The sequence below is a fragment of the Pseudactinotalea sp. Z1739 genome (genome assembly GCF_049725055.1).
Taxonomy (GTDB): domain Bacteria; phylum Actinomycetota; class Actinomycetes; order Actinomycetales; family Beutenbergiaceae; genus CALKWS01.
This window is the reverse complement of the sequence record NZ_JBMPQA010000005.1, coordinates 135,286-148,729: the sequence shown is the minus strand read 5'-3', so window position 1 is coordinate 148,729 and position 13,444 is coordinate 135,286. Positions and strand designations below refer to the sequence as shown.

15 protein-coding genes and 1 riboswitch are annotated in these 13,444 nt (G+C 71.6%); of the genes, 4 read left to right on the top strand and 11 right to left on the bottom strand.

The annotated features are described in order from the left end of the window. The first annotated feature begins 93 nt into the window (after window positions 1–93). The gene (locus ACO0LV_RS08425) at window positions 94–1,095 is read left to right on the top strand and encodes an MIP/aquaporin family protein (protein ID WP_424787442.1); all 1,002 of its coding nucleotides are present in this window, start codon (window positions 94–96) and stop codon (window positions 1,093–1,095) included. A 20-nt stretch (window positions 1,096–1,115) separates the two neighbouring features. Here ACO0LV_RS08425 and ACO0LV_RS08420 read toward each other — a convergent pair whose 3' ends face one another. Then, a complete protein-coding gene (locus tag ACO0LV_RS08420; RefSeq protein WP_424787441.1) occupies window positions 1,116–1,409 on the bottom strand; it encodes a DUF3017 domain-containing protein in 294 nt (97 codons plus the stop codon). 27 nt (window positions 1,410–1,436) lie between these two features. On the opposite strand from ACO0LV_RS08420, the gene ACO0LV_RS08415 reads away from it, so the two are divergent. Further along, window positions 1,437–2,666 carry an NAD(P)/FAD-dependent oxidoreductase gene (locus ACO0LV_RS08415; protein ID WP_424787440.1) on the top strand — a complete coding sequence of 410 codons (1,230 nt, stop codon included), beginning with the start codon at window positions 1,437–1,439 and terminating at the stop codon, window positions 2,664–2,666. 16 nt (window positions 2,667–2,682) lie between these two features. Here the strand turns inward: ACO0LV_RS08415 and purH are convergent, their stop codons facing one another. Both purH and purN read right to left on the bottom strand, forming a co-directional pair. Further along, a complete protein-coding gene (gene purH, locus ACO0LV_RS08410) occupies window positions 2,683–4,260 on the bottom strand; it encodes a bifunctional phosphoribosylaminoimidazolecarboxamide formyltransferase/IMP cyclohydrolase (RefSeq protein WP_424787439.1) in 1,578 nt (525 codons plus the stop codon). A 37-nt stretch (window positions 4,261–4,297) separates the two neighbouring features. Next, window positions 4,298–4,389: riboswitch (ZMP/ZTP riboswitch) on the bottom strand. Between the two features lie 36 nt (window positions 4,390–4,425). After that, window positions 4,426–5,043: a phosphoribosylglycinamide formyltransferase gene (gene purN / locus ACO0LV_RS08405; RefSeq protein WP_424787438.1), complete on the bottom strand. Its 618-nt coding sequence runs from the start codon at window positions 5,041–5,043 to the stop codon at window positions 4,426–4,428. 102 nt (window positions 5,044–5,145) lie between these two features. On the opposite strand from purN, the gene ACO0LV_RS08400 reads away from it, so the two are divergent. After that, window positions 5,146–5,691 carry a hypothetical protein gene (locus ACO0LV_RS08400; protein WP_424787437.1) on the top strand — a complete coding sequence of 182 codons (546 nt, stop codon included), beginning with the start codon at window positions 5,146–5,148 and terminating at the stop codon, window positions 5,689–5,691. An 11-nt stretch (window positions 5,692–5,702) separates the two neighbouring features. On the opposite strand, the gene ACO0LV_RS08395 is transcribed toward ACO0LV_RS08400, so the two are convergent. From ACO0LV_RS08395 to ACO0LV_RS08380, 4 genes are all read right to left on the bottom strand, one after another. Next, on the bottom strand, window positions 5,703–6,035 hold the full coding sequence (locus ACO0LV_RS08395) for a hypothetical protein (protein ID WP_424787436.1): 333 nt from the start codon (window positions 6,033–6,035) through the stop codon (window positions 5,703–5,705). A gap of 85 nt (window positions 6,036–6,120) precedes the next feature. Beyond that, window positions 6,121–6,981 carry an alpha/beta hydrolase gene (locus ACO0LV_RS08390; protein WP_424787435.1) on the bottom strand — a complete coding sequence of 287 codons (861 nt, stop codon included), beginning with the start codon at window positions 6,979–6,981 and terminating at the stop codon, window positions 6,121–6,123. Continuing rightward, window positions 6,974–7,918: an FkbM family methyltransferase gene (locus ACO0LV_RS08385; RefSeq protein WP_424787434.1), complete on the bottom strand. Its 945-nt coding sequence runs from the start codon at window positions 7,916–7,918 to the stop codon at window positions 6,974–6,976. The genes ACO0LV_RS08390 and ACO0LV_RS08385 overlap by 8 nt, the downstream gene beginning before the upstream one ends. A gap of 137 nt (window positions 7,919–8,055) precedes the next feature. After that, window positions 8,056–8,517 (bottom strand): hypothetical protein, encoded by a 462-nt coding sequence (locus ACO0LV_RS08380; RefSeq protein WP_424787433.1) that lies wholly within the window; start codon window positions 8,515–8,517, stop codon window positions 8,056–8,058. A 134-nt stretch (window positions 8,518–8,651) separates the two neighbouring features. Between ACO0LV_RS08380 and ACO0LV_RS08375 the strand changes: the two genes are divergently transcribed. Continuing rightward, complete coding sequence (locus ACO0LV_RS08375) at window positions 8,652–9,923, top strand: MFS transporter (protein ID WP_424787432.1); 1,272 nt, start codon at window positions 8,652–8,654, stop codon at window positions 9,921–9,923. Window positions 9,924–9,942: 19 nt separating this feature from the next. On the opposite strand, the gene ACO0LV_RS08370 is transcribed toward ACO0LV_RS08375, so the two are convergent. From ACO0LV_RS08370 to sucD, 4 genes are all read right to left on the bottom strand, one after another. Further along, window positions 9,943–10,467: a tetratricopeptide repeat protein gene (locus tag ACO0LV_RS08370; protein ID WP_424787431.1), complete on the bottom strand. Its 525-nt coding sequence runs from the start codon at window positions 10,465–10,467 to the stop codon at window positions 9,943–9,945. 117 nt (window positions 10,468–10,584) lie between these two features. Continuing rightward, on the bottom strand, window positions 10,585–11,862 hold the full coding sequence (locus ACO0LV_RS08365) for a DUF6350 family protein (RefSeq protein ID WP_424787430.1): 1,278 nt from the start codon (window positions 11,860–11,862) through the stop codon (window positions 10,585–10,587). An 87-nt stretch (window positions 11,863–11,949) separates the two neighbouring features. Further along, on the bottom strand, window positions 11,950–12,384 hold the full coding sequence (locus tag ACO0LV_RS08360; protein WP_424787429.1) for a hypothetical protein: 435 nt from the start codon (window positions 12,382–12,384) through the stop codon (window positions 11,950–11,952). Window positions 12,385–12,507: 123 nt separating this feature from the next. Further along, complete coding sequence (gene sucD / locus ACO0LV_RS08355; RefSeq protein ID WP_424787428.1) at window positions 12,508–13,407, bottom strand: succinate--CoA ligase subunit alpha; 900 nt, start codon at window positions 13,405–13,407, stop codon at window positions 12,508–12,510. Between the last annotated feature and the right edge of the window lie 37 nt (window positions 13,408–13,444).

The window sequence follows — 13,444 nt, the reverse complement described above, 5'->3', positions numbered from 1 at the left end:
ACCTTTCCACCTGCTGGCCGACCCCGGTGGCGTGGCCACCGTGGTCGGGGTGAGAGGATCAACTGCGACCTCAATTCCGCTCGAGAGGAAACCATGAGCGAACAGCCCACCACTGGCCCGGCCGCCGCCCCGGCGGCGTACCCGCTGATGACGCGGGTGGCCGGGGAAGCCGCCGGGACGTTCATCCTGGTGTTCATCGGACTGGGGGCGCTGCTGTACAGCGGCACCCTGCGGGAGGTGGACCCGCTGATCAACGCACTGGCCTTCGGGGTCGCGTTCGCGGCCGCCATCGCGCTGTTCGCCAGGGTCTCCGGCGGCCACATCAACCCGGCGATCTCCCTGGGCGCGGCGGTCAAGGGGCAGTTGGGCTGGGGTGATCTGCCGGCGTACTGGCTGGGCCAGCTCGTCGGTGCGATCGCCGCCGCGGCGGTGCTGTTCGCCACGTTGCCGGCCGGTTTGGCGACCCAGGTGGGCGCCAGTGACCAGGCCTTGTTCAGCCAGGCCGCGAACACCTTCGGCGACCAGTCCTACCTCGCCCAGATCTCCGGCGGGCAGATGAGCTTCGGCCTGGTCCAGGTGCTGCTGCTGGAGGCGGTGGGTGCCGCGGTGCTGACCGCGGTGGTGCTGGCGACCTCCCACCGCGGCCGCACGCACGTGGCCCCGGTGGCCGCCGGACTGACCCTGACCGGGCTGATCCTGGCCCTGGACCCGGTGACCGGGGGTGGTCTGAACCCGGCCCGCTCCACCGCTGCGGCGATCTTCGCCGAGCCGGCCGTACTGGGGCAGTTGTGGCTGTTCTGGCTCGCTCCGATGATCGGCGGCGGGGTGGCCGGACTGGCCTACCTGCTGTTCGCCCCGACCCCGGAGATGGCACTGGTGGAGGAGGACGACTGGGCCGGGGACGACGACTGGGCCGGGGCCGAGGAGGTTCCCGACGCTGAGGAGGTCTCCGGTGCCGCGGCGCTGCCGGACCTGGACGCCGGGGAGCGCACCACCATGGAGTTCGACCCCGATGACGCCGAGCCGGTCGCCCAGGTGGACGTCGACGAGGACGAGTTCGGCGACGCCGGCGCCGATCCGGGCCGACGGGGCTGAGCCGGCTCGGGTGCACCCGGCTAGAGGTTGTCCGCTGTCAGCGCCATCAGCGCGATACCGGCGGCGCCCAGCCACAGGAAGGCCACATCGAAGAGCCGTGAGCGCGCGCTGATCCCGAGCGGGCCCGGCGCCGGGAGCGCCAGACGGATCGCACCGAGCACTCCCAGGTGCACGGCGAACGCCACCCCTGCCACCCGCGCCCCGACCATCAGCGCCAGCAGCACCGCCACCACGACCCCGCCGAGGGCCCACCACAACGCCCACGTCCGGGGCGGCGGGGGCCGGTGGATCTCCGGCGCGGGATTGCGGCTCATGGCGGCACCGAGACTACCGTTGTGTGCGTGAACACCAGCACGCCACCAGCGCATGTCGTGGTCGTCGGCGCCGGCCTCGCCGGCCTGCGCACCTGCGCGGCGCTCCGAGAACGTGGCTACCAGGGCCGGATCAGCGTGGTCGGGGCCGAGGACGTGGGCCCATACGACCGGCCACCGCTGTCCAAGGAACTGTTCAGCCGGCCCGAGCCGGCGTGGCTGCACGAGGAACTGGGCCAGGACCTGCACGACCTGGCCCAGGAGGTGTACCTGGGCGAGCACGCCGTGGAGTTGCGCCCCGGCGGACGCCGCCACCGGCTCAGCCTGGCCAGTGGCGCCGAGCTGGACGCAGATGCGGTGGTGCTGGCGTGCGGTTCGGTGCCGCTGAACCCCTGGCCGCGGGCCTCAACGCTGCACACCGCCGCCGACGCGGTCGGTCTCCGGGCCAGACTGGCCGCGACCGGGCAGCACCTGCTCATCATCGGCGCCGGCTGGATCGGGGCCGAAGTGGCCGGTGTGGCCGCCGCTGCCGGCGGCCGGGTCACGGTGGTGGAGGCCGCCGCCCAGCCCCTGTCGCGACAGTTGCCCGCCGAACTCGGCGAACGCACCCGCCCCTGGTACGCCGAGGCCGGGGTGGAGCTGCGCACCGGGACATCGGTGGCGACCGTCCGGTCCGACGGCGTGGAACTGGGGGACGGGGAGCGCATCGGTGCCGATGTGGTGCTGGCAGCCGTGGGGGTGGTGCCGGCCACCGGGTGGCTGACCGGCGCGGTGCCGCTGGGCGGCAGGGGGCACGTGCTGACCGACGCGAACGGCCGCACCGAGGTGCCCGGGGTGTGGGCGGTGGGTGACTGTGCCTGGCGGGAGGACCCGTTGTTCGGGCAGGTCCCCGGTGGGCACTGGTCCGCCGCGCTGCACGACCCGGACCGGCTCGGTGCGGCGATGCTCGGGCTCGACGTACCCGAGCAACGCCCGGCCCCGTTCATCTACTCCACCCAACTGGGCCACCACCTGAGCGTGTTCGGGCGGGTCCACGGCGATCTGGTCATCCGCGAGTACGGCGAGCTCCCGATGGCGCAGACCGGACCCTGGACGGCGTTGGTCACAGAGGGCCCCAAGCTGGTCGGGGCGGTGATCGCCGACATGCCCCGGGATGTGTCCGCCGCGCGCAGACTCCTCGGCACCGGCACCCTTCCCGACCTGGACCTGGCTGCTGCCGAGGACCCCGCGGTGCGCCTGCGCGCCGCTGTGCTGGGATGATCCACCGGCACCCGAATCAGTGCGCGAAGTGGCGGGTGCCGGTCAGGTACAGGGTGACACCGGCCTCCCGGGCGGCGGCGATGACCTCGTCATCGCGCACCGACCCGCCGGGCTGGACGACGGCGCGCACGCCCGCGTCCAGCAGCACCTGCAACCCGTCGGCGAACGGGAAGAACGCATCGGAGGCAGCCACCGCCCCACGTGCCCGCTCGTGCTCACCGGTGTTGGCCCGTTCCACCGCCAACCGGCAGGAGTCCACGCGGTTCACCTGGCCCATACCGATCCCGACCGCGGCCCCTGCATCGGCGAGCAGGATGGCGTTGGACTTCACCGCCCGCACCGCCCGCCAGGCGAATTCCAGGTCCGCCAGCGTGTCCTCATCCGCCGGCTCACCTGCGGCAAGGGTCCAGTTCGGGGCGGAGTCGCCGTCGGCGTCGATCGCATCGGCGCTCTGCATCAGCATGCCCCCGTAGATCTTGCGCAACTCGGTGCCGCCCTCGGCCCCGGTGCCCGGGACGGTGAGCAGGCGCACGTTCTTCTTCCGGGTCAGGATCTCGCGCGCCTCGGCGCTGAAGGACGGGGCGAGGATGACCTCGGTGAACACCTCCGCGACCTGGGCCGCCATCGCCGCGTCCACCTCGCGGTTCGCGGCGATGACTCCCCCGAAGGCCGAGACCGGGTCGGTGGCGTGGGCCTTGGCGTGGGCGGCGGCAATGCCCTCGGCCACCGCGATCCCGCACGGGTTGGCGTGCTTGATGATCGCCACGGTGGCCACGTCCCCGTGGTCGTGCGCGGCGCGCCAGGCGGCATCGGCGTCGACGTAGTTGTTGTAGCTCATCTCCTTGCCGTGCAACTGCTCCGCGCCGGCAAGCCCGCTCGGTCCGAAGCCGTCGGTGTACAGCGCGGCTCGCTGGTGCGGGTTCTCTCCGTAGCGCAGCACCGAGGCACGCTCCCAGGTGGCCCCGACCCACCCCGGAAAGCCCGATCCGTCGTCGTCGGGTGCGAGCACGTTGCCGATCCAGGAGGCCACGTGCACGTCGTAGGTGGCGGTGTGCCGGAACGCCTGGGCGGCCAGGTGCCGTCGTTGCGCGAGGGTGAAGCCCTGCCCTTCGGCGGCGGCGACCACGTCCGCATATCTGGACGGGTCCACCACCACCGCCACGCTCGGGTGGTTCTTCGCGGCCGCGCGCACCATCGCCGGGCCGCCGATGTCGATCTGCTCCACGGCCTCATCGGGGCCGGCGCCGGAGGCCACCGTCTGGGTGAACGGGTAGAGGTTGACCACCACCAGGTCGAACGGGGCAACGCCCAGGTCCTCGAGCTGGTCCACGTGGTCGGGCTTGCGCCGGTCGGCCAGGATGCCGGCGTGCACCCTCGGGTGCAGGGTCTTGACCCGGCCTTCCAGGCACTCCGGGAACCCGGTGATCTCCTCCACCGGGGTCACCGGAACTCCGGCCCCGGCGATCACCCCGGCGGTGGAACCGGTGGAAACCAGTTCCACGCCGGCATGATGCAGCGCGCGGGCGAGGTCGGCCAGCCCGGTCTTGTCGTAGACGGAGATGAGGGCGCGGCGCAGGCGGATCTGGTCGGTCATGGTTCGGCGGGCTCCTGGGTTGGGTGGTGTCTCATCGCCCCGGCACCCAGGCGAGCGGTGCACGAGGAGTTCTCCAGGCGGCCGCTCCCCGGTGGTGCTCCACCTCAGGCGCCAGTCACGGCCACCGCCCAGCCTAGCGTGCGGGACCGCCCGCCCGGTGGCACCTCAGGCCGAGCCGAGGCGGACGCGGCGCCCCTGCACGCGCCACCCTTCCCGGACCATCCGTCCCAGGGTGTGCACCAACTGCTCCCGCTCGGCCACCTTGATCCGTTCGGTGAGTGCCTCCAGGTCGTCGTCGTCGAGCACCGGCACGGCCACCTGGGCGATGATCGCGCCGGTGTCCATGCCGTCGTCGACCACGAAGAGGGTGGCACCGGCGAGTTTCACCCCGTACTCCAGCGCCTCCTTGGGCCCGTGGATGCCCGGGAACGCCGGCAGCAGGGAGTTGTGGGTGTTCAGGTACCGGCCGGAGAATTCGGCCAGGAACCTCGGGCCCACCAGTTTGAGGAAGCCGGCCGCGATCACCAGGTCCGGTTCGTGCGCGGCGACCTGATCGGTCAGGGCCGCATCCCAGTCGGCACGCTCGGGATAGCCGCCCACGCGCTCCACGAAGGTGGGCACGCCCGCGGCTTCGGCCAGTGCCAGGCCCGCGGCGCTGGGCCGGTCCGCCCCCACCGCCACCACCTCGGCCCCGTAGCCGGGATCGTCGCACGCTCGCAGGAGGGCGGCCAGATTCGATCCCCCGCCGGAGATCAGGACGACGAGGCGCGCTGGGGTGGTCACGAGAGCCGACTTTAGTGGCAGGGCAGCGATCTGGGACAATAGCGGCGCCGTACCTGCAGCCGTCGAAACCATCGCATCCACAGAACTGGGAAGGGGTCATGGGTGTCGAACCCGTATGCGCCACCGGATCCGGCATCCCGCCCACCGGAGCAGCGCGAACACACCGGCCCTGATGAGCCCAGCCCGGCCGACGGCGGACCGGGCCCCGGGAAGGCACCCGGCCGGCAGGGTCGGGCCGGGCGGCCCGAACGCCCCAAGCCCACGCCGGAGCAGTTGGCCTCGGTCTCCCGCTCGGTGCTGCACTTCGGGTTGTTCATGCTGGCGGCGGTGCTGACCATGCAGGTGGATCTGCCCTGGCACCTGATGTCGTTGGCGTTCGCGATCGGCGCCGTGGTCGTCGGGGTCAGGGCCCTGGTTCGGGTGCTCAAGGAGCAGATCCGCGGCGGGATCGTGGTCCTGCTCGTGTTCGGCCTGATGCTCAGCGGCATGCTGGTGGTCACCACCCTGAGCAGCCTGGCCGTGTGGAACGAGCAGATGGAGCGTCAGGAGTGCCTGCGCTCGGCGATCACCGTCTCCGCCCAGGACCGGTGTGAGCGGATCTACCAGGAGGCGATCGAGGACCGGTTCGGCACCATCCCGGGCGGCTGAGCGGGCTCGACTCACTCCTGCAGGTTCACCGTCAGGGAGTCGAACGCTCCCAGCACCGTCGGATCCGGTCGCGAGCCGGCCGGAACGCCGTACTCGTAGCGCTGGCGCCAGGCCCCCTCGAGTCGGTGGTTGGTGTGCTCCAGCCACAGGCTGAGGGCCGCCACGGTGGACATGCCCCGGCGGGGTCGACCGTCCGGCAATACCTGCTCGTCGGTATCGAAGAACCGCAGATCCCCGGTGGCCATCACGGGCTTGCGGATGATCCGGCCGTCGTCGTCCCGATGGATCGCCGTGCCGCGGCCGTCATCGGTGACCGAGACCGAGCCGTCCGGGTGGATCCGCACCTCGCACCGCCCGGGGCGCCCCAGGGCCTGCGCCTCCTCGCGGCGTAGCCGAGCACCTCGAGGATGAGGTGCTGGAGGCGCCAGGCTACGAACCGCCGGTGCGGTCGGCAAGGTCCGCGACCAGATCGGCCAACGGCGCGCCGAACATGACCGGGTCATTGTGCCCGGCACCGTCCAGGACCAGGGTGTCCACCACCGGCTCGGCACCGGCGACCCGGGCGCTCTGCTCGGCCGGGACCACCTCGTCGGCCTGGCTGTACATCACCGCCACCGGAGCCCGAACGCGCCCCAGGTGACCCACGACGTCGTAGTCCTCCCGCAACAGCGCTCCCACCGGCAGGAACGGATAGTGCGCCCGGGCCACGTCGGCCAGGTGCGTCAGCGGGGAGCGCAGCACCAACCCGGCCGGCGGCACCTCCGCGGCCAACCGTGCGGCCACCCCGGTCCCCAGCGACTCCCCCACGTAGATCGTGCGATCGGGGCCGTACCCCAGCTCCGTCAGGGCCTGCTGGGCGGAGCGTGCGTCGGCGGCCAGGCCCTCCTCGCTGGGACGGCCCGGGTTGGCGCCGAAGCCGCGGTAGTCCACCAGCAGCACCGCGAAGCCACGCTGGGCCAGTTCCTCGCCGATCTGGGTGCGCCCGGCGCGGTTGCCGCCGTTGCCCGGCAGGTACAGCACCGCCATCTGCCGGTCCGCCTCGGGCTGTGCGGGCACGAACCAGGCGCCCAGGTCCAGGCCGTCGGCGGTGCGGTGCCGCACATCCTGACCTGCCGGCAGCACCTGATGTGCCGCCGGCACCGTGCCTTCGTCGGGAAAGTAGATCAGTGAACGCTGCCAGGACCAGATCAGGCTGAGTAACCCCAGGGCCACCACCCCCGACCCCAGCACGGCGCGCACCAAGGTCCGCGCGCCGGTGCGCCGCGCCGGGTCGGGTTGCGGTTCAGGCATCGGCCACGGGGACTCCCAGGGCGCGCAGTTCGGCGGGGCTGCGCGCACTGAACAGCAAGTCCCGGTGCTCGGCACTGGGGCGCAGGTGCTCCCGGGGGTGCAATGCCTCGGCGCCGACGGCGTAGCAGCCCAGCCCGTGCGGGGTGAGCAGCGCCTCCAATTCCCGGCCGTCGGCCTCGGTGAGCACCTCGCAGAGGATGTCGGGAGCGTGTGCGGCGAGGAACCGCTGCCCGTGCCGCAGCAGCGTCTCCTCCCCACCCTCCACATCGATCTTGATCAGCACCGGGCCGGCCACCTGGTCGGTGAAGTCGTCCAATGCCACGAACTCCACCTGCACCCCGTCGTCGAAGGCCATCTCGGAGGAGTAGAAGGAGGGCAGCGCCGACCCGTGGTCACCGGCCGGTACCAGCATGCCCATCCGTGGATCGCCCACCCCCTCGGTGTGCACCTGGGTGCGTTCGGCCACATCGTTGCGCGCGACGTTGCGGGCCAGGGCCTGGGCCACCGCCGGGACGATCTCGAAGGCGTGCGCGCGCAACGCCGGGTTGGCCGCGGTGAGCGCCATGGTGAACACCCCGGTGTAGGCACCGATGTCGAAGAACGTCCGGGCGTGCTTGCCCAGGGTCACCATCACATCGAGCGCGAAGGCATCGGCCGGTTCGGGACGGCGGCCCTGCCCCCAGTACATCTCCTTGGCGATCTCACAACGGTCCGGGCCCACGAGGACGTACTCACCGCCGTCGACCTGTCCGCGCACCTCCCGCACCCGCCACGGCGCCGGCAACCGGCCCACCCGCACCCCCGGCACCCGAGGGGCCACCGTGCGCATGATCAGGTGCAGACCGGGAAGGCTGAGCGCACGTTTGATGTGGCGTTTCAGCCCGAACCAGCTCTGCCGTCGGGCGCGGGCGCTGCTCCGGAAGTCGGGCACGGACACCTCCAGATCGTGCGGGTTGGCGACGTCGACCTGCTCGCCAGCGTAAACGGCTCACGGCCGTGCCACGAGTCGAGCCGGCAGCGTCGGCGCACAGACACGCCCGACCAGATCGGTTCGCTGGCGTGAGGTCCGGGCAGTCAGGGGCGGCGACCGTCCCAGGAGCGGTCCTCGGCGTAGCCCATCAGCCACGGTGCGATGAAACTCGCCAGGGATGAAGCGAAGCCACCAACGGCGAAGAACGTCGAACCGGCGGTCCATTCCTCGGTGAAGCACGCCTGGGCGATGTTGCCCTCGATCTCCACGTCGGTGGGACAGACCACCTGGGCATGCAGTCCGATGAGGATCATCAACGTCGCGGCCAGCACGAACACACCCGGCGCCCAGGACCAACGCGAGCGGCGATACATCAGCACCGAGGCCACTACCGCGCTCGCCGCGACCAGCCAGATCGACACCCAGGGCCCTGGGCGGGCGTGATCGTAGGGTCCGGTGAACCAGGGCATGAGTGCACTGATCACCAGGGCCACCACGCCGACCCCGGCTATCACCTCCGGGGTTCGGGCCCACCACGGCACCTCGGGCTGGTTCGCGGCACGCATCGCGCAGTAGTGTGCCAGCGCGGTTTGCCAGGCGCCAATCGCTGGGCGATAGGGTGGCCGGGCGGTGGCGATTCCTCGTCACCGATCCATCCCATCGATGCCATCCCATCGACGCGCCGGAAGGGGACTGCGGCGTGCCAGCAGAACCGCGTCGCCGGTTCCCGATCCTGGCCTACCCGGCCTTCGTGCGGCTGTGGATCGCCGACGCCGTATCCAGCCTGGGCCTGTTCGTGGTGAACCTGGGCATGCAGTTCCTGATGATCCACCACCTGGGTGCCGACCAGGCCGACATCGGGATCGTACGGTCGGCCCAGTGGCTGCCCACCCTGATCTTCGGGTTGCTCGCCGGGGTGTGGCTGGACCGGATGCGGCGCCGGCCGGTGCTGGTGGCCGCCGACACCCTGGCCGCGGTGGTGCTGGGCACGATCGCCGGCCTGGCCTTCACCGATCTGCTGACCGTGCCCTTGCTGGCCGCCCTGGTGTTCGTGCTGGGGTTCACGACGATGTTCTTCCGCGCCGCCCAGCAGAGTTACCTGCCGGCCCTGGTGCCCACCCGGGTCCTGCCGCGCGCGTGGGCCCGCATCGAGCAGACCATGACGGCGGCCGAGTCGGTGGGTCCGATCCTGGCCGGTGCACTCATCCGCCTGACCTCCGCGCCGGTGGCGATCGTGGTGGCCGCGGCCACGCACGCCGCCTCGGCACTGCTGCTGGCCGGCATCCAACACCCGGAGACCGCACCGGAGGCGGCCGGCCGCCGGCACCTGATCACCGACCTGCGCGAAGGGGCCTCCTGGGTCTACCGGCATCGCACGCTGGCGCCGTACGCGATCGGGCTGCACCTGTGGTTCTTCTTCAACTCCCTGGTCATGACGCTGTACGTCTTCTACGCCAACCAGGAACTGGGTCTGGACTCCTTCGCCGTCGGCCTCACCCTGGGCTTTGCCGGCGTCACGGGAGTGGTCGGCGCCGGACTGGCGCCGTGGGCCGGGATGCGCTTCGGCATCGGGCGGGTGTGCGTGTTCAGCGACTGGCTCAGCCCGCTGGCCTACCTGGTCGTGCTGCTGGCCCCGGCCGGCCCGACGGCGGTGGTGGTGCTCAGCGCGGCATTCGCCCTGCACGGGGTGGGGATGGGCCTGAAGGGGCCGTTGGAGGGCAGTTACCGCAACGCCGTCACCGCCGCCCGGCTGCGAGGCCGGATGAACGCCACCATCCGCACCTTCAACTGGGGCATGCTGGCGTTCTCGGCCCCGCTGGCCGGGTTCCTGGCCGTGTGGTGGGGCAATCGCGCCACCATCGCCCTGGCCGTCGGCGGGCTGGTGGTGGCGGCGTGCGTGGTCACCTTCTCGCCCTTCCGCACCGCCCGGATGCCCGACGACGACGCCCCGGCGGTAGCCCCACCGTCGTGAGTCGCCGGTTCGGTCGCCCCTACTCGGCCGCGTCCTGCATCGCGACGGCGATCCCCAACCGCTGCAGGCTCTGCCGGGTGGAGGCCAGTTGGCCCTCGTCGACGCCGGCGGCCTGACGCAGGGCCAGCACCTCGGCGAACTCGGCCTCGGCATCTCGCAGCCTGCCCTGGTGGAACCACACCTTGGCCCGGTGCTGACGAATGACGGCGCTGCGCACGGGATCGTCACCGGCACGGGCAAGAAGGTCGGTGTAGATCGCCTCGGCCGCGTCGAGCTGACCCTGATCACGCAGGACGTCGGCCCGCAGCGCCTGGTACCGGACCGAGTCCGGGTCCTTGGTGTGCAGTTCGTCCAGTTCCTGGAGGGCGTCGTCGAAGCGCTCCTCACTCAGGGCGATGATGACCTCCGCAGCCGGGTCGTCCCCGGCAGCGGCGCGGAAGGCTGCCAGGTCGGTCACCTCCCCGCGCAGATCGCTACCGCGGATGCGGTACCCGCCACCCAGGTCAAGATCTGCCACATCCACCGTCGATGAAACGTTGACCATGAAGCCCTCCCGTGTCGATGCTCAGGACCCTATGACACCCGCGCACGCAAAGGAAGCGTAATGGATGAGTATTTTCTTGCCAGTCGTGGCAGTGGGGAGGTGAACCTGGGAACCGCCTCAGTCCTTCACCGAGCCTGCCTCCGCGCTCGCTTGCGCGCCCACCTGCGCGCGGACCCACCGCACCAGGCGCACCAGTGCGCGATGCGTGCCGGGGTGCAGGCCGATCACGGCCACGGTAGCCCCGGAACCCACCTGCCACGCCACCGCCAGGGCCATCCGGAACGGCTCCGGACCGGTGACGGCCATCGCACCCGGGCCGACCCCACCGGAGGTCAACCAGCCCAGCCCGCCCACCAGCGCTGCCGTTGCGAGCACGGCGAGCACCGCACCGGCCAACGGCTGCCACAGCGGCGCCTGGCGTTGCCCACGCAGCAGCCACCAGCCGACCAGCAGACCGACCACCACCCCGGCCCCCGCCGTCAGCGGCAGACTCCCGGCCAGGCTGTCCGGTTCCGGTAGCGCCCCCAGCACCGGGATCACCGGCAGTGGGCCCGACTCGATCCCGGAGGTGGAGAACAGCGTGCCGGCACCGACGGTGAAGCCGGGCCCGAGCAGGAACGCCAGCGCCCACACGATCAGCACCGGGAGCAGCAGCACCTGGGCGAGCACGATCACCACCGTGCTGACCGGGTCCGCCTGCAGGCTGCGCTGGATCTGGACGATCTGGTCGAACCCGAGCGCCACCGCCACGATCAGCAGCGCGGTGGCCACGGCCAGCAGCGCCGCCGTGGCCCGCCAGGTCGCCCGGCCTGCCAGCCGCAGCCACTGCGGAAGGCGCCACCGTGCCAGGGCTCCGGGCGCCCGTGGGTAGCGTCCCCGCATCCCCCACACCGAACCGACGACGGCGACCCCACCCGCCCCGATCAGCCCGAACGGCGCCCCCGGCGGGGTGGCCAGCGCCAGCAGCAGCGCTCCCAGGGCGACGTAGGTGCAGATCGCCACCAGTACCGGCGCCCAGTTGACCAGCCGGGCCCGGCGGACAGCGGCCGAGACCAGGAAGGTGTACAACACCGTCAGTCCCAGCGGGGTCACCGAGATCACCGCATCGGCACCGTGCAGTGAGGCCCCGTGCGCCAGGAACCAGCCGGCGGTGCCCATCTGGGCGGCCTCGACCCAGCCCGCCGATCCCAGTGCCGGGGAGGCCGCGGTGGCGATGTAGGTCGCGATCGCCGGCACCACCAGCACCAACCAGCCCAGCATCAGTGCTTCGGCACCGGCGAGCAGTCCCCGCAGCCACTGGGCGGGCAGTCGGATGGCTCGGCCGGATTGGCCGTGGTCCCCGACGTGCTCGATCAACCGCGGCTGATAGGACGGTGGTCTGGCGGTGGTGGTCATGACAAGACCCATCGTCGCCTGCCCGGGGCGCTCACGGGCCGAGCGGCAACGGCGTGTCTGCACCGCTCCGCCGGCGGGCGGTGGGCCTCAGGAGAGGCCGATCACCAGTTCGGCCGGTCTGGTGCCGGGCACGTCGGTGATCAGTTCCACCACGCCGGGCTGCTGGTCCTGCGGAACCGGCACGGTGACCTCGAAGGTGCCGTCGGTGCCGGCGTCCACCGTCGTCAGGGTCACGGACCCGGCGGAGTCGACCATCTGGATGGCGACGTCGAGGTAGGGCACGGCCGGTTCGGCGAGGCGGAGTACCTCCCGGTCCGAGGCCGAGGCCCCCGGACATCCGTCCAGGAAGTTCTCCCCCATCACCAGGACCTCCTCGCCGGCGGTGGCGCTGGCCGGGCTGACACTGAGCACGGGCGCGGCGCAGGCGGCGGTCTCCTCGTCCGCCTCCGCACTCGCACACCCGGCGAGCAGGCCGGTCCCGACGAAGGCGGCAGCGATCAGACGTGCCGAAGTGCCTGACACCACAACGCCCCCTCACGGGTCACCGAACATACCGACAGGATCAGATTAGGCTCACCGTCGGGGCGGCGCCACACGACGCCGCCTGGGCGCAGCGGGGCCGCCCCCGGTTCCGCGGTGGGCGCCTCAGGAGGCGCGGGACACCAGCAGCTCGCGCACCAGCGCGGCGGTCTCCGAGGGGGTCTTGCCGACCTTGACCCCGGCGGCCTCCAGGGCGTCCTTCTTCGCCTCGGCGGTGCCGGAGGACCCGGACACGATGGCGCCGGCGTGTCCCATCGTCTTGCCCTCCGGGGCGGTGAACCCGGCCACGTAGCCCACCACGGGCTTGGTCACGTTGGCCTTGATGAACTCGGCGGCACGCTCCTCGGCGTCCCCGCCGATCTCACCGATCATCACCATGACCGAGGTCTCCGGGTCCTCCTCGAACGCGGCCAGCGCGTCGATGTGCGTGGTCCCGATCACCGGGTCACCGCCGATCCCGATCGCGGAGGAGAAACCGAAGTCGCGCAGCTCGTACATCATCTGGTAGGTCAGCGTCCCGGACTTGGACACCAGCCCGATCGGGCCGGCGCCGGCGATGTTGGCCGGGATGATGCCGACGTTGGACTTGCCGGGGCTGATCAGGCCGGGGCAGTTCGGGCCGATCAGGCGCACGCCCTTGGCTGTGGCGTAGTTGTAGAACTCCGTGGTGTCCGCCACCGGCACACCCTCGGTGATGATGACCACCAGCGGCACCCCGGCGTCCACGGCCTCCACGACCGCGGCCTTGGTGAACGGCGGCGGCACGAACAGCACCGACACGTCGGCACCGGTCTGCTCCACGGCGTCGGCCACGGTGCCGTAGACCGGCACCGAGGTGGTTTCGCCGTCGACGTCGAAGTCGACCGAAGTACCGGCCTTACGCGGGTTGACCCCGCCGACGATGGTGGTGCCCGAGGCCAGCATGCGCCGGGTGTGCTTCTGACCCTCGGCGCCGGTCATGCCCTGCACGATGACCTTGGAAGCGGAGTTGAGGAAGATCGCCATGGTGTGTGTCTCTGCGTTCTGTGTCGTGTGCGGGTTC